This window comes from Sulfurovum sp. (genome assembly GCF_036568385.1).
Lineage (GTDB): Bacteria > Campylobacterota > Campylobacteria > Campylobacterales > Sulfurovaceae > Sulfurovum.
This window is the reverse complement of record NZ_DATCSP010000026.1, coordinates 12693-28409: the sequence shown is the minus strand read 5'-3', so window position 1 is coordinate 28409 and position 15717 is coordinate 12693. Positions and strand designations below refer to the sequence as shown.

17 protein-coding genes are annotated in these 15717 nt (G+C 47.8%); 10 read left to right on the top strand and 7 right to left on the bottom strand.

The features are described 5' to 3' along the window. The first annotated feature begins 61 nt into the window (after positions 1 to 61). Positions 62 to 1210, top strand: a complete 1149-nt coding sequence (locus VIM88_RS02835; protein ID WP_331861368.1) for an MFS transporter — start codon at positions 62 to 64, stop codon at positions 1208 to 1210. Between the two features lie 27 nt (positions 1211 to 1237). Here the strand turns inward: VIM88_RS02835 and VIM88_RS02830 are convergent, their stop codons facing one another. Genes VIM88_RS02830 through VIM88_RS02820 form a run of 3 tightly spaced genes read right to left on the bottom strand, consistent with a single transcriptional unit; the run spans position 1238 to position 3638 of the window. Continuing rightward, positions 1238 to 1858, bottom strand: a complete 621-nt coding sequence (locus tag VIM88_RS02830; protein ID WP_331861367.1) for an HAD family hydrolase — start codon at positions 1856 to 1858, stop codon at positions 1238 to 1240. Beyond that, on the bottom strand, positions 1858 to 2781 hold the full coding sequence (locus tag VIM88_RS02825) for a PDC sensor domain-containing protein (protein ID WP_331861366.1): 924 nt from the start codon (positions 2779 to 2781) through the stop codon (positions 1858 to 1860). The genes VIM88_RS02830 and VIM88_RS02825 overlap by 1 nt, the downstream gene beginning before the upstream one ends. Before the next feature lie 41 nt (positions 2782 to 2822). After that, the gene (locus VIM88_RS02820; protein WP_331861365.1) at positions 2823 to 3638 is read right to left on the bottom strand and encodes a phosphatidylserine decarboxylase; all 816 of its coding nucleotides are present in this window, start codon (positions 3636 to 3638) and stop codon (positions 2823 to 2825) included. Positions 3639 to 3783: 145 nt separating this feature from the next. Between VIM88_RS02820 and VIM88_RS02815 the strand changes: the two genes are divergently transcribed. Beyond that, positions 3784 to 4527: a 3'-5' exonuclease gene (locus tag VIM88_RS02815; RefSeq protein WP_331861364.1), complete on the top strand. Its 744-nt coding sequence runs from the start codon at positions 3784 to 3786 to the stop codon at positions 4525 to 4527. 31 nt (positions 4528 to 4558) lie between these two features. On the opposite strand, the gene VIM88_RS02810 is transcribed toward VIM88_RS02815, so the two are convergent. After that, positions 4559 to 6841 carry a glutamine--tRNA ligase/YqeY domain fusion protein gene (locus VIM88_RS02810; protein ID WP_331861363.1) on the bottom strand — a complete coding sequence of 761 codons (2283 nt, stop codon included), beginning with the start codon at positions 6839 to 6841 and terminating at the stop codon, positions 4559 to 4561. Positions 6842 to 7047: 206 nt separating this feature from the next. Here VIM88_RS02810 and gltX point away from each other — a divergent pair, with 206 nt between their 5' ends. Genes gltX through VIM88_RS02795 form a run of 3 tightly spaced genes read left to right on the top strand, consistent with a single transcriptional unit; the run spans position 7048 to position 9925 of the window. Next, positions 7048 to 8355, top strand: a complete 1308-nt coding sequence (gene gltX / locus VIM88_RS02805) for a glutamate--tRNA ligase (protein ID WP_331861362.1) — start codon at positions 7048 to 7050, stop codon at positions 8353 to 8355. Next, positions 8352 to 8627, top strand: a complete 276-nt coding sequence (locus VIM88_RS02800; RefSeq protein ID WP_331861361.1) for a YggT family protein — start codon at positions 8352 to 8354, stop codon at positions 8625 to 8627. The genes gltX and VIM88_RS02800 overlap by 4 nt, the downstream gene beginning before the upstream one ends. A gap of 2 nt (positions 8628 to 8629) precedes the next feature. Then, complete coding sequence (locus VIM88_RS02795; protein WP_331861360.1) at positions 8630 to 9925, top strand: lytic transglycosylase domain-containing protein; 1296 nt, start codon at positions 8630 to 8632, stop codon at positions 9923 to 9925. Between the two features lie 18 nt (positions 9926 to 9943). Here VIM88_RS02795 and VIM88_RS02790 read toward each other — a convergent pair whose 3' ends face one another. Further along, positions 9944 to 10462: a hypothetical protein gene (locus VIM88_RS02790; protein ID WP_331861359.1), complete on the bottom strand. Its 519-nt coding sequence runs from the start codon at positions 10460 to 10462 to the stop codon at positions 9944 to 9946. Between the two features lie 77 nt (positions 10463 to 10539). Between VIM88_RS02790 and mobB the strand changes: the two genes are divergently transcribed. Genes mobB through VIM88_RS02770 form a run of 4 tightly spaced genes read left to right on the top strand, consistent with a single transcriptional unit; the run spans position 10540 to position 12798 of the window. Then, positions 10540 to 11037, top strand: a complete 498-nt coding sequence (mobB, locus tag VIM88_RS02785; RefSeq protein WP_331861358.1) for a molybdopterin-guanine dinucleotide biosynthesis protein B — start codon at positions 10540 to 10542, stop codon at positions 11035 to 11037. 14 nt (positions 11038 to 11051) lie between these two features. Further along, a complete protein-coding gene (locus VIM88_RS02780; RefSeq protein WP_331861357.1) occupies positions 11052 to 11903 on the top strand; it encodes a class 1 fructose-bisphosphatase in 852 nt (283 codons plus the stop codon). After that, on the top strand, positions 11903 to 12100 hold the full coding sequence (locus VIM88_RS02775; protein WP_331861356.1) for a hypothetical protein: 198 nt from the start codon (positions 11903 to 11905) through the stop codon (positions 12098 to 12100). The genes VIM88_RS02780 and VIM88_RS02775 overlap by 1 nt, the downstream gene beginning before the upstream one ends. 56 nt (positions 12101 to 12156) lie before the next feature. Next, positions 12157 to 12798 carry a uroporphyrinogen-III synthase gene (locus VIM88_RS02770; protein WP_331861355.1) on the top strand — a complete coding sequence of 214 codons (642 nt, stop codon included), beginning with the start codon at positions 12157 to 12159 and terminating at the stop codon, positions 12796 to 12798. A gap of 16 nt (positions 12799 to 12814) precedes the next feature. Here VIM88_RS02770 and VIM88_RS02765 read toward each other — a convergent pair whose 3' ends face one another. Continuing rightward, the gene (locus VIM88_RS02765; protein WP_331861354.1) at positions 12815 to 13090 is read right to left on the bottom strand and encodes a GIY-YIG nuclease family protein; all 276 of its coding nucleotides are present in this window, start codon (positions 13088 to 13090) and stop codon (positions 12815 to 12817) included. Between the two features lie 9 nt (positions 13091 to 13099). Then, positions 13100 to 13609 (bottom strand): hypothetical protein, encoded by a 510-nt coding sequence (locus VIM88_RS02760; RefSeq protein ID WP_331861353.1) that lies wholly within the window; start codon positions 13607 to 13609, stop codon positions 13100 to 13102. Positions 13610 to 13709: 100 nt separating this feature from the next. On the opposite strand from VIM88_RS02760, the gene metG reads away from it, so the two are divergent. Further along, positions 13710 to 15716, top strand: coding sequence for a methionine--tRNA ligase (gene metG / locus VIM88_RS02755; protein ID WP_331861352.1), 2007 nt, complete (start codon positions 13710 to 13712; stop codon positions 15714 to 15716). Position 15717 lies beyond the last annotated feature (1 nt).

The window sequence follows — 15717 nt, the reverse complement described above, 5'->3', positions numbered from 1 at the left end:
ACCCGTATATTTAAAAGAAGCTATACTTTCGTTTAAAGACCATTTCTATATAAAGTTTCTTATGCCTAAAACGATCACTAAAAACATCCGGATCTCTCTGTTGCTGATAGCCACCATGGGCGTGATGTCCGGAATTACTGTGGTCTCTTCTCTGCCGCTCATCAGCCAGACATTCCACCATATCCCCAATATCGAATTCCTTTCCAAATTGATGCTGACCATCCCCTCTATCATCATCGCGCTTTTCGCTCCCTTTGCCGGTATCATCGTGGACAGGTTCGGCAGACTGAAACCGCTCTATACAGGCATCATCCTCTTTGTCGCAGGTGGAAGTTCTGGATTCTACCTGCATGACTTCTATGCGATCCTGGCAGGACGCGCCATTCTGGGTATCGCTGTTGCTTTGTTGATGACCAGTTCCACCGCTCTCATCGGCGATTATTTCGATGAGAAGGGACGGCACAAGTTTATGTCCGTACAGGGAATGGCGGTCGCGATAGGGGGGATTCTCTTCATCACTTCGGGCGGTTTTCTTGCAGAGCTGCACTGGTCCTATCCTTTTGCCATGTATATTTTGCCGCTCTTCTTTCTGCCTTTGGTCGTATCCTCATTGTATGAACCTGAAAAACATCACCCTCTCGAACATGAGATCAAGATCGAATCCAATCTCTGGCCTGTCTATCTGACCGCCTATTTCGCGATGGTACTTTTTTATATGATGCCGACTCAGTTGCCCTACCTTATCATTGAGACACTGCATGGAGAGCCAAGTACCATAGGTTTTGTCATCGCTGTGGCCATGTTCTTTAATGCCCTCACATCCAGGCAGTATGCCAGGCTCAAGGCAAGGTTCTCCTACCGGCAGATCTATATCATTACCTTTATCTTTTTTGGCACCGGGCTTTTCATTATCTCACAGGCGGGTTCGATCGCACAGCTTTTTTACAGTACCGTGTTTATAGGGACAGGCTTCGGGCTGATCCTTGTGAATACCAATTCCTGGTTCCTCGCAAAAGTACCGGCACATAAAAGAGGAAAGGCTTCAGGCGTGCTCGCTTCAAGCTTCTTTCTGGGACAGTTCTCTTCCCCGCTTCTCTTTGAACCGATCGTGAAGTACTACGGGATACAGGGATTGTTTTTGATCGTCTCGGGTATAGCAGTGACGATCGCGCTGGGTCTGTTTTTAAAAGGAAAGCTATCGGGGCGCTGAACGGTGCTGCAAGGATAAGCGGGTGGCTCACCCTACCAGCAGTTTATGCAGGTCATCCACGCTTTTTACGGCATCGGTATGGTCGGTGAAACCCCAGTCTACCATGATATAGTCTATCTCTGCTCTTTGACTGGCCACCTCATCACGCGGACCGTCTCCAATGAACAGCGCCTCATGGTTACTGTGCGACAGTTCATCAAGGAGTTTATGAAGCATGTCCGGATGCGGTTTACCCCGGGGAACATCATCGTAACAGGCAATCCCGTCGAAATAATGGTGCACATCCAAATGGGTCAGCGATTCTATGGTGGATCCCCTGTAGGCATTGGTGGCTACAGCCAGCGCATGTCCTCTCTCTTTAAGGGTTTCAAGCAGCTCCCTGATACCCTGATAGAGCACCAGTTCATTTTGATGGTTTTTCGTGTAATACTCTGAAAACCATCTTTCATGATCACGGTCGAACGCTTTGGCATGGTAAAACGTTCGTGCGGGATCGATGGTATGGTCATTGACCAGTCGCAGGATATGTCCCTGTTCCATAGGCTCGAAGCCCAGGTTCTTTCGCACATAGTTGATGGCATTGGCTATGGTGATGGAAGAGTTTATCAGTGTACCATCCATGTCAAAGATAATAAGCTTTTTATCCATCAGTTTTTCTTCTGTGCACTTTTGTCCGATGGATTATTGAACTTGATGTAGACAGAGAGACTCACCAGCAGCACAGCAACCCCTGATATCAGCAGTACGGCATACTCTAGCTGTGCAGGATCGGTGAGTGCGAACTTGAAGACCAGCATCAACGCTTCGATGGAAAGGGCGATGACGATAGAACCCAAAAAACGTATCATCGTCTGATGTCCGCTGCCCGAGCCGTCCTTCTTCTCTTTACCCAGCACTTCCTCGTCGAAGATCGCTTTGACCAGATCAAAAATAGCCAGGGAGAGGGTCAAAAGAATGGTGGCCTTGAACATTTCATTGATATCTATCGCCCTGAGGTCTATACCGAAATGCAGAAACGCAGTGGCACCCTTGACAAAAAGGAGCAAAGAGACCAATGCCAAAGCGATGGAGAATGCAGCATAGGCCAGTTTCGAGAGTTTTCCGAAGATCGAGTCTACAGAACTTGGAGAGACCATACGCAGGATATTTGCCATGGAGATATCCATACATATGATACAAAGAAGATTGTCCTGTTCGTCATAGATAGGAAACGAAGCCGTAATGACCATGGTATTGCTCAGATCTGAAGGGTAAGGCTCGGTCAAGGTACATCGGTGTTCCTTCACTGTCCTGTAAAAGTAGGCCCGGTCAGACCTGTCCACCCCTTTCCCGACACCGCTTAGTTTTTTATTTTTGGAGATGTTCTGGATCATTTGCGTACCGCTTGCATCCAAGGCATAAATGGCTTCTGCTTTTTCAACGCTCTCATTGAGCTTTTCAAGTTTGGCAAGTACCGTATGTATATCACCGTTTTGAATGGTGTCCGTAATGGTTCTTCCCATGATATAGCACAGATAGGCTCTGGCCTTTGCACGTATCTCTGCGTATTCCTGTATTTCTTTGATCTGCATACTGTTTCCTCTTCTTTAAATAGACCCTATAGTTTCTTTTCTTATAATACTTTACCTAAAACATCTGTAAAACTTACTTTCTGATTTATCTCCACATCCGGCAAAATACTTCCCTTTTCAGAAAAAGTGACTATGGTTGAACCCATTTCGAACCACCCGTAAAAGTCGCCCCTCTCCACCCAGAGATCTTCATACTCATAATGGACAGGTTCTCTTATCTCGGAATTGGTTCTCACCTTTTCCTCGAACGTCACCACCATCTGGCCAACGTTCAGGGCAGCGACAAGGACCAGGACATGTATTCTTCCCTTTTCATCCTCGCACTCTATGACCACTCTTTCATTTTCGATAAAGAGGTCCACTTTGTTTCGCAGCAGCGGAAAGTTCACTGGATAGTGTTTGCCCGGAATATGTGTCAATGATCTTACTTTGAGACGCATCGGCATATGATAGCGGTGGTAATCTTTTGGCGAAAGATAGAAGTTGATGTACTCCCCTCCTTCCACTCTGCTGGCTGCATCTTTATGGTGTTCTCCAAAAAGTCTCTCTATACTGTAGCTCATTCCTTTGATCTGGTAGGCTTTCCCCTCTCTGATCGTACCTGCATCTGTGATCAGGGCATCCACACCGGAGATCAGGGCATCCTGTTCTTCAGGCAGGGCTCTGGGGATCTCAAAGGCCCTTGTAAAGAGCTTGTTCAGTGTCGGATAGTCAGCGGGGTCTTTAAATTCGCTCATATCAAGCCCCATCAGTTTGACATAGCCCCTGTTGATAAAGCTTTGTACAGAGGGAGAGAAGGCTTTGGAGGCGAATTTTCCAAACGCGCCGGAGAGGACAGAGGTAAAGTGTTTTTTCATGAGTGTTCCTGTGATTCGGTCAACTGTCCTGCTCTCGGACAGAAGTTCCGTAAATAGATATGCCATTATACCATTTGTCATTTTAGTGTTGGGGTTGTCAGAGAAAATACGCTACCATCTTACTTCATATACTCAAGGATAACAGATGCCAGCATACGTACTTTTTGATACAGAAACCACAGGAAACCAGGAACACGACCGCATTATACAGATAGGGGCAATGATCGTACACAGCAAAGAGGATATCGAGGTCATTGATGAACTCTGCCAGGCACCCGTGCCCATCAGTATAGAGGCGATGGAAGTACACAACATCACCCCTGAGACCATAGCCGACAAGGGAGTGTATGTTCAGACCGATTTTGCGTCAAAAGTGCAGCAGTTCAATGAAAAGGAAAACTTCCTTATCGCGCACAATATCGCTTTTGACCTGGCCATGCTGGAAAAAGAAGGGTTTGAGAACCGCTATACCCTGATCGACACGCTTCGCTGTGCCAGGCACCTGCTCCCGGAAAGTCCCAACCACAGGCTTCAGTACCTACGCTACGCACTTGGTCTCTACCGGACAGAGCAGGCAGAAGCAGACCAGCTGGGTATCACGATCAAAGCACATGATGCCATAGGTGATGTACTGGTGATGAAACTGCTGCTTTCCAAACTGGTACGTCTCATACAGGAAACCTATCCCGGTGTCAACCCCATGCAAAAGCTGGCGGAACTTACCCTGACACCGGTCATGATGAGAACCTTCAAGTTCGGGAAATACAAAGACAGGGAGATCGCTGAAGTGGTCCGTGAGGACATCGGCTACATCCAATGGATGCGAGCCAATCTGGAACTGGATGAAGATATGCGGTTTACGCTGGATAGCTATCTGGCTTCAGCCTAGCACCAGCTGTTTTCCAGCCGTTTGGGTCCCATCAGGACTGTAGCTTCTCGGCTACAAGTTCGTTCACCACTTTCGGGTTGGCTTTTCCCCCTGTGGTTTTCAGTACCTGCCCGACAAAGAAGCCCAGAAGGTTGGTGTTCCCTGCTTTGAACTTGGCGACATTGTCCGGATTTTTGGCAATGATCTCATCTATGATGGGCAAGATCTGTGAAGGGTCACTGATCTGAACCAGTCCCTTGGCTTCAACGATCTTTGCCGGATCCTCTCCTGTTTCAGCCATCTCTTCAAATACCTGTTTGGCGATCTTGCTTGAAATGGTCTCATCATCGATCATTTCTACAAGACGGGCTATCTGTGCTGCACTGAACTTGAGCTGATCGACCTGTTTTTCTTTCAACTCTCTGGCCACTTCATTCGCCACGATGTTTGCGATACTTACAGGGCTGTGAAGTACCGCCAGCGCCTCTTCGTAAAAGTTGGAGAGTTTCTCGTCGCGCGCCAGTGTATTGGCCACTTCGCTGTTGAGTTCAAGTGCACCCGTATATCTGTCAAAGCGTGCCTGTTCCTGCGCGTTCATAGGGGCTACTTCGCCGTCTATCTGTACTTTTTTGGCCTGGGGTTTACGCTCACTTCTTGTTGCGCTCTCTTCCGCTTTGTTCTTTTCATTGGCTTTTGTTTTTTTTGCCCAGGAGTCTTTCAGACCGACGATCTTGTTGAAGACAGGCGCTTCATCGGTGTAGTCCACAGGATCCGCATAGAAATACCCCTGTCTTTCAAACTGGAATCTTTCGTCAGGTTTGTCCGTGATGACAGCAGGCTCTATCAGTGCATTCCTGATCACTTTTAAAGAGTCCGGATTGATATCTTCCAACCCTTCGGGGGCTTCATCTTTGAACAGCCTGTCATAGAGTCTCAGTTCAACGCTTTTGGCCCCGTCTGCATCTACCCACTGGATAGCGCTTTTCACCTTGATCCCGCTTGTATCAGAACCGCTTTTGGAATCCGGATGATAGACGGCTTTTATCTCTGTGATATTGCCATCCGCATCTTTGATCACTTCCTTGCAGGTGATGATATAGGCATGCCTGAGTCTCACCGGCTGTTCCGGTGTAAGACGGTAGTACTCTTTTGGAGGGTTCTCCATAAAGTCATCACGCTCGATGTATATCTCTCTTGAAAAAGGTATCTTTCTCGACCCCTCTTTGGGGACATCATGCGGGTAGTATGGCGCATCCAGTTCTTCTGAACCCTCATAGTTTTCTATGGTCACCTTGAGCGGGTCAAGCACGCACATCACACGCGGTACTTTGGTATTGAGGTCATCCCTGATACAGAATTCAAGTTGTGAGACATCCACCGTAGAGTTCGCTTTGGCTATACCTATCTGGTCGCAGAAGTTCAGAATGGACTCCGGCGTATACCCTCTTCTTCTGTATCCGGCGATCGTAGGCATGCGTGGGTCATCCCAGCCGCTGACCTTTCCTTTTTCAACCAGTTCCAGAAGCTTTCTTTTGCTCATCACCGTATAGTTGATGGCGAGCCTCGCGAACTCATGCTGGTAGGGTCTTGGCGGCTTCAGCCCAAGCGTGTCCAGCACCCAGTCATAAATATCACGGTTGTTCTCGAACTCCAGGGTACAGATGGAATGGGTGATCCCCTCGATATAGTCAGAGAGGCAGTGGCCAAAGTCATACATCGGGTAGACATGCCACTTATCCCCTGCCCGGTAATGGTGCGCGTGTCTGATACGGTATAGAAGCGGATCCCTCATTTTCATATTGGCCGCCGACATATCGATCCTGGCGCGGAGGACATGTTCTCCGTCTTTGAACTCGCCGTTCTTCATTCTCTCAAAAAGGTCCAGGTTCTCTTCCACGCTGCGCTCGGCGTATTTGCTGCGTTTTCCGGGTTCGGTCACCGTTCCGCGATATTCGCGTATCTCCTCTTCGCTGAGGCTGTCAACGTACGCTTTGCCCATTTTGATCAGTGTCACAGCATACTCGTACAGCTCAGGGAAGTAATCGGAAGTATAGCGTACGCTGTTGTCCCACTTGAACCCAAGCCACTGCACGGCATCTTTGAGCGCCTCCACGTATTTCGTGTCTTCTGTAGTGGGGTTCGTATCATCCATTCTGAGGTTGCAGCGGCCGTGGTAATCACGTGCGATACCGAAATTGATAGCGATAGATTTGGCGTGTCCGATGTGCGGGAAACCATTAGGCTCCGGAGGAAACCTTGTATGCACCTCTTTATACTTGCCTGATGCCAAGTCCTCTTCAACTATCGTACGTAAAAAATCTTTGCTATCGCTCATTATTAAACCTTTTGATTTTAAAGTGGTATTTTATCCAATTAGAGCTTATCACATCTTAGCCCATCCGTTTTATCCGGCATCGAAATATCAGGTCAAGAATGGAGAGAAAAAAAAGTATGGTAAAACCCCTTGCGCTTTAACATATTTATAAATTTAACCCACTATAATAGCACTCATATAAACCCACGACCTTTGGAGTAAGATACATGCTTAGATTTGCCCCCTCACCTACCGGTGATATGCATATAGAACAGCTACGCGTAGCACTATTCAACTACATGGTGGCCAAACAGAAAGATGTCAACTTCATAGTGCGTATAGAAGATACGGACAAAGAACGGAATATCACCGGCAAAGATACAGAGATCATGGAGATCCTTGAAAAGTTCGCACTGCCTCATGACAGCGTTTCTCACCAGAGTGAGAACCTCCATATACACCAGACATTGGCGATAAGGCTGCTCGAAGAGAAAAAGGCATTTGTCTGTACCTGTACCCCTGATCAGCTTGCTGCGGACAGGGAAGCGTCAGAACAGAACAAGGCAGATCCTCACTACAGCGGACGGTGTTCCCTGGTAGGTGCTGAAGAACTGAAGAAACTCAAAGAAGAGAAGACCCCTTTTGTCGTGCGTATCAAGGCTCCGGATGCACCGGTGGTTTTCCATGACCTGATCCAGGGTGATATCGAAACCGCACCCAATGAGGTGGACAGTTTTGTCATTTTAAAAACGGACGGCACACCAACCTACAACTTTGCCTGTGCCTGTGATGATATGCTCGCAGGGGTCGATCTCATCATCCGAAGCGAAGAGTACCTCTCGAACACGCCCAGACAAAAGCACATCCAGACACTGCTCGGATATCAGCAGGAGATAACCTATGCACACCTCCCGGCCATTCTCAACGCAGAGGGAGGGAAGATGAATATGTGTGAGGAGACCAGCACGGTCAAATGGCTCTTTGCACAGGGATTCATACCCGATGCGATCGCCAACTACCTGATCCTGCTTGGGAACGACACTCCCGCAGAGGTCTTCACCATGCCCGAGGCACTCGAGTGGTTCGATCTCAGCAGACTTTCCAGATCCCAAGTAACGTTTGACATCGATACACTCCGTTCTCTCAACAGAGAACACCTCAAGCGTATGGATGACAAACGTCTCTCTACCCTCTTTGGTTTTGCAGATGAGGATATCGGGAAACTGGCCAAGCTCTACCTTGGAGAGGCAAGTACGATCAATGAACTTGCATCGAAGATCGAGCCTATCTTTGCACCTAAGGATTTTGAAGGCAAATGGGGTGCCCAGATGCAGACCATGGAAGAGATCATACAGAATGCCCCGATGATGGATGACTATGATGACTTTACGGCACACCTCGTGCATATGACCGGACTGAAAGGAGAGAGCTTCTTTAAACCGCTAAGACTCATCCTCACTGGTGCGGAACACGGACCGGAACTTTCCGAGATCTATCCGCTTATTAAACCTTACCTATTGGAGATCGCCTCATGAATGCCCTTATCTACGCCATCGTTCAAACCCTGCACACAGTGATAAACCTTTATATCTGGATCGTGATCATCGCTGCACTATTGAGTTTTGTACGTCCTGACCCTTATAACCCGATCGTACAGGTACTGAATCGTTTAACGGAACCTGTGATGGGTTTCATCAGACGGAAAATGCCGTTCGTGGTCCTTTCAGGTATCGACCTTTCCCCTTTGGTAGTGATCCTGGGGTTACAGCTGATCGATAATTTTATGATGCGTGCTCTTTTGGGATAGAAATGAACGTAAAGTCCTTTCTCGTTTTGGCACTGCTGGCATTTTTTATGGGCTCCTCGCCGCTTTATGCCAAAAAGTTCACCTATTCACAGGTCCACGAAATGCCGAGAAGCATAGAGAAGGATTACTATATATGGCGTTTTCTTAAACAGATCACTACTACGGCCCCAGAGGCAAAAAGCATTATCCAGGAAGCCACGAGGCTCAACGGAAAACTCCGTACGGCCTACCGGAACAGGACCGGAGAAGAAGCTCCCAAGATCAAACCCTACTATCTGGGAGAGGGGTCCACGAAAGATGCCGTGGACGCCTGGAAAAGAACAAGCCAGGCGCACAAGCATTTTAATCAGGGCCTTGCATTGATGCAGCAGAGAAAACCTGCGCAGGCAGCAGAGTATTTTGAAAGGGCACGCAAAGAATATGCTAAACCCTATGACATAGACAAAACACTCTTCTGGCTCTATCTGAGCACCAAAAATGCTGAATATCTCGATCTTTTGCGTGAAAGCTGCAATGTCAATATCTATACGCTGATGGCGGCGGACACCATCAACGGGAAATACCCGAAAACCATTACCCAGTCGCTTTGGAAAAGCCGTACATGGGGGTTTGATGTCCAAGACCCCATCCACTGGGCCAAGGTAAAACAGAAGATGTTCTCCGCCGGTGCCGACCTGGATGACCTGGCAGATGAGCATAAATCACAGGAGTGTATCGGTATCTATACCTACATCAAGGCCAAGGCATGCAACTATACAGAATCCTACTTTCCTATGCCCTACCGTGATGCGATGAAGCACATGACCCCGGAACGACAGGCGCTCATCTATGCGATCGCCAGACAGGAGAGCCGCTTTGTACCGGCTTCGGTGTCACGTTCTTTTGCCCTGGGAATGATGCAGTTCATGCCGTTCCTTGTCGAGCACGTAGCCAAAGAAAAGGGGGAAAAGATAGACCTGGATGACATGTTCGATCCCTATAAGGCCATAGAGTATGCGGACCATCATCTTGATTATCTGACCAAATACCTCTATCATCCGCTTTTCATAGCCTACGCGTACAACGGAGGTATCGGATTTACACGAAGGCATATACAGAACAGCCGCCATTTCAGAAAAGGTCCCTACGAACCCTATATGAGCATGGAAACAATGGAAAATGAGGAAGCCAGAGAGTATGGGAAAAAAGTGCTTGCCAACTATGTGATCTACTTGAACAAACTGGGTGTCACCACACGCCTCTTCCCTCTTCTAAAGACACTTGCTACGCCTTCCCTCACAGACAGGTTCAGGAAGTAGCGGTCGGAAATCCTGAGATCAGAATATTTCTTTTTTCAGCACATATTTGGCCACTTTGGCAAAGTGAAGCATCCCTTCTCCATAGGCCTTGTGTTTGAAAACAAGTGTAACGCTTTGACTCTCTACATGGGGGAAGGTCACCAGATAGTAGCGGCCCCATTCGGTGACAAGAGAGACCTCTTTCAACCTTTCATCCTCCTCAGCAAGGGGAAGTATCTCTTTTGCTGCCTGGCCGTTCAAGGCCAAAGCGCTCCCTATTTCCGTGAGTCCGATGGGAGCTTCTTCACTTGCGTGCATCCCTACGATGAACACTTCGTCGCGTCTGTCGTTCTTGTCAAAGTTTTGTGTATAGAGATAGGTCGCAGTCAGCAGGCCTTTTGTCATGCCGTCCTGATACAGTTGCAGCTTTTCTGTTTTTTGCAGCTTTTTATGGTACCCGGTCTTCTCATCATATGCGTGCAGCAGAGCACTCTCTTCTTTTGATGTACAGCCCAGAAGGAGTACAATGGCTATAAGTGCTGTGATCGATCTCACCATTGACTCCCCTTAAAATTTTAGAGATTTTAACATAGTTTCAATAAAGATTTATGTATAATCACCCTAAAAGGTTTTTCGTGAGCAAAAGAGTTGCAATAGCATTTACAGGCCCTTCCAACAGTGGTAAAACCACACTGGTTGAAAAGATCGCCAGGGTATTGATACAGGAACGCAAAGTTGCCATCATCAAAAATGACCCCAAGGACAAAGCAGAGTTTGACACTGAAGGCAAAGACAGTTACAAATTCTCGCAAACCGGTGCCGAAGTGGTCGTAACCTCTCCTACCCGTACCACCTATTTCTCGCAAAGAGAAAAAACCCTGGATGAGATCGTGGAGATGATCGCTGACTTTGAGATCCTGCTCGTAGAAGGCCTGAAAACACTCCCCCTGCCCCGTATAGCCGTGTTCAGGAACACCATGGATGAAAGCTATTTTGAGTGCAGCGAAGCCATCGCCATTGATGATACGATAGATCTTTCAGAGTATGCCGTCCCTGACCATATAGATATACTCGACCTCAATGATACGATGCAGATCATCGGGTGGATCGATGCACATGCAAAAAACATATAAAAAGGATAGACTGAATGCTAACTATATTTGACACCATCAAAGATATCGCGATCAAAATAGACCACGAGATCAAAACCGAGGACCTTGGGTACAGCGACAGTTCGAACACCTCAGGGGAAGAACAGCTCAAGCTTGATGTAAAAAGTGACTATATCGTAGAGCAGGCATTTAAAGATGTATCCATTGTGAAGGCACTGGTGAGCGAAGAGAAAGATGGCGTGCTGGAGCTGCATGCGGACGGAAAGTACACGGTCTGCTACGATCCGCTGGATGGGTCAAGCCTTGCAGATGTCAACCTTTCTGTCGGCTCCATCTTCGGTATCTACGAAGGTGAGCTTACAGGCGAGAACCTTGTGGCATCCGCCTATGTCGTCTACGGACCCCGCATCGAACTTGTACTGGCCACCAAAGAGGGCAGGCCCAAACACTACAGAGCACAGGATGGCCTGTTCAACTTCATCTCCGAGATCACGCTGAAAGATAAGGGAAATATCAATGCGCCCGGAGGCACCCAGCAGCACTGGGCCGAATACCACAAACGATATGTGGATGCCCTTTTTAAAGATGGATACCGCCTTCGCTACTCAGGCGGCATGGTACCTGACCTCCACCAGATACTTCTCAAAGGCGGCGGGATCTTCTCTTATCCCGGTACCACAGACAGACCAAAGGGAAAACTGCGACAGCTCTTTGAAGTGCTCCCTTTTGCTTTTATATTCGAACAGGCCGGCGGGCATGCGATCAATGAGCAGGGGATAAGGCTCCTGGACCTTGTCCCTGCACATCCGCATGATACGACGCCCTGTTTTTTTGGTACGACCTACGAAATGGTTGCACTGAAAGCACTCTACAGGATGAAAATATAATGTCTGAACAACAGCTCGATGAGTGGCAGATCACACTGGTACAAAAAAAAGCTGAACTGGAGGCCTGCCAGGCCGAACAGCAGCTCATAAGCTGCATGGGTTGCGAAAAGCTCCTTGACTGTACAGTACGCGATGCCTACGTACAGGCCGTCTATGACAGCATGAGCAAAGGGACAGGTGGCGGATTTGAGTTTTAACCCCTGTGCATCAAATACTTTCCCGGATCTCAGGTCCGCGTACAAAGCAGCCTAGTATGGATATCTACATTTTAAGTGATAAAAAAGTAGCGGGGGCACAGAGCCTTCCTGTCTTCGATATACACCCCATCCGGCAGGATGTCGATCTTTCCGAGTATGATGCCTTGATCTTTACCTCCAAGAATGCGGTCTATTCCCTGGATGCGATGGGTTCCGCCTGGAAAGAGAAACCTGCCTATGTCATTGCCCCGAAAACGGCTGAAGTGGTCAAAACCCTGAACGGGAACCTGACCTTTGTCGGAAAGGAAAAACACGGAAACGGGTTTGCACTGGAACTGTCCCAGAAACTGAAAGGACAAAAAGTGCTCTATGTCAGGGGCCGGGAGGTCGTATCCGACCTGGTAAATATCTTAAAAAGCCATGCTGTCGATTGTCAGGAGCTGATCGTCTATGAAACAAGATGCAAAGAACATGACACGGAGGTCAGTCTGCCTAAAAACGCAACCATCATATTTACTTCCCCGTCGACCATCAAGTGCTTTTTTGACCACATCTCCTGGGATGAAAGTTTTAAAGCCGTTTCCATCGGGCATACCACCGCAGCGTATTTCCCCTCCTATATCACACCGGCCATAGCCGATACCACCTCACTGGAATCCTGTGTCCGAAAAGCCATAGAGATCAACACCGCAGAGTAGATCTCGGCAGCATGACCTAACAGCTCTCTGCTGTGACAGCCTCCTGCTTCGATGCAATCAGTCTGATCTTCTGTGCCTTGCTCATCTTTTTTTTAATGGCATATTCCCGTTTGGAAGCTGCACTTCTGTCAGGATGTTCTTCACTGTAAACCAGCGTGACCGGCCGTCTTGTACGCGTATATTTTGCCCCTTTGTCCAGGCTATTATGTTCATCCAGCCTGCGCTGCAGGTCTTTGGCGATACCCGTGTACAGCGTATCGTCTGCACACCTGACTATATACACATGATACATATGTACTTGCTACTTCTCATCTTCAAGCGCATACTGTTTGTAGTATACACGGATCGGATCATGGGAGATGAAGAATTTGTCTGAATATATCTCTGTTTTCATCAGGACATCCTTCCTTTTCAATTCATCGATCGAATTGTAGTAAAGTCTGATCATCGCCGGCCTGCTGGAGAGCTTCTTCAGATCACTGATCTCGATGAAGTAATCCCGTTCCATTTTGGTAAATTTATAGCACTTTTTGCCGCCAAATGTGTAGATCTTTTTTTTATAGGTGCGGCGCTGTTGGATCTCCTCACGCTTTTGGGTACTGAGTCTTCTTTCATTCAGTTTTTGGAGGATCTTCTTCTTCTCTTCTTCCGTATAGAACCTTTTTTTGCCAGCAGCCTCTTCCGCCGCCCTTTGATGAATGAGTCTTTGCTCGTTCAGTCTATCCATGATGAATTTTTTTTCTTCAGCCGTATACGTCTCTTTCTTAGCAAAACGTTCTAGTTCCACTTTACCGGTTGGATGCTTATCCATACGTATCCTTTTAGAATCTCCCCATCCTTCTCGACCCACATTATAACATCAGAAATATTATTTTATAATATTACCCGTAACACAGCACTTTTTAGTTAGAATGTCTGCTAAAATTACTCTACAAACTCATTTGTTTAAGGAACTGCGAACTATGTCTTGTCACAAAAAATCTTATATTACCACCCCGATCTACTATGTAAATGACATCGCCCATATCGGCCATGCCTATACGACCATCATTGCAGACACACTTGCCCGCTATTCACGTATGTCTGGGCTGGATACTTTCTTTCTTACCGGTACGGATGAACATGGCCAGAAGATCGAAGAAGCTGCAAAGACCAGAGGGAAAACGACACAGGACTATGCCGATGAGATCTCTGCCACCTTTAAAGACCTGTGGGATGATTTCGATATCTCTTATGATAAATTCATCCGAACGACCGATGCAGACCATATGAAAGGGGTGCAGAAAGCCTTTTCCGTCATGTATGAGAATGGGGACATTTACAAAGATACCTACAAGGGACACTACTGTATCTCCTGTGAAACCTTTTTCCCTTCCATACAACTGGTCGATGATGAGTTTTGTCCGGAGTGCGGTAAAAGTACCACCATTGTGGAAGAAGAGAGCTATTTCTTCAGACTCTCCAACTATCAGGACAAACTGCTTCAGTACTATGAGGATCATCCGAACTTCATCCTTCCTAAAAGCAAAAGGAACGAAGTGATCCGTTTCGTGGAGGGCGGACTGCAGGACCTTTCCATTACACGAACGAGTTTTGACTGGGGTGTAAAACTACCGGCTGAGATCGATGACCCCAAACATGTGATGTATGTCTGGCTGGACGCCCTGATGAACTATGTGACAGGGCTCGGCTACGGTACGGACGAGGCAAAAATGGACTACTGGCCTGCGCGCGTACAGCTCATAGGAAAAGACATCTTGCGTTTTCATGCCATCTATTGGCCGGCATTCCTGATGAGTCTTGATCTTCCACTGCCTACGCATATCGCCGCACACGGCTGGTGGACACGCGACGGTGAAAAGATGAGCAAGTCAAAAGGCAACGTAGTGAATCCCAGAGAGGTCGCAGATGCCTATGGACTCGATAACTTCCGTTACTTCATGCTGAGAGAAGTACCCTTCGGCGGTGACGGTGACTTCAGCCAGAAAGCCCTGATTGACCGTATCAACTCTGATCTGGGGAACGACCTGGGGAACCTGCTGAACCGTCTGATAGGAATGAGCGGAAAATACTTTGAGGGGAACGTGGACTCCTCCCATGTAGCAAAATACTATCAGGCCGAACTGGATGAAGTACATGCGGTTCTGAATACTCTGGAACCGCTGCTTTTTGACATGCAGATCCATAGATACCTTGAAGAGCTATGGAAACCGCTCACGGTAGCCAACAAGGCCATCGACAAGTACCAGCCTTGGACACTGATGAAAGAAGGGAAGGAGGAAGAAGCGATGGCACTGAACGGCCTTATCGCCGCGATACTGGCAAAAGTATCCATCATGCTCTCTCCTGTAATGCCTGCGGTAGGTAAAAAGATCTCGGAAGCCTTACACTTCACCATAGACAATGATTCCTGGAACCGCATGATAAAATCGTCAGAGCTTCTGGCACCGTTCGTGCTGGAGAAGATCGACCCTCTTTTCCCTCGTATCGAAGCGCCGCTGCTTGAACAGGCAGAGCCTATAGATGAAACACCGAAAGAGAAGCAGGAAAAGAAACCCGAAGCCAAGGAAGCTGCGAAAGAAGAAGGTGTGGCGCTCATAGGCATAGACCAGTTCTTCCAAACCTCACTGAAGGTAGGTACCGTCGTAAAGGCCGAAGAGGTGCCAAAGAGCAAAAAGCTTCTTCTACTCCAGGTCGATATAGGGGAAGAGCAGCCCAGACAGATCGTTGCGGGGATCAAAGAGTGGTACTCTGCGGAAGCGATGCTGAATACGCAGGTCTGTGTCGTAGCAAATCTCAAACCTGCCAAACTGATGGGTCTCAAAAGTGAAGGCATGCTTCTTGCAGCCAAAGATGAAAACGGTCTCTGTATGATACGTCCTGAAAAGCCTAAAACGGCTGGAACACCAATAGGTTGAA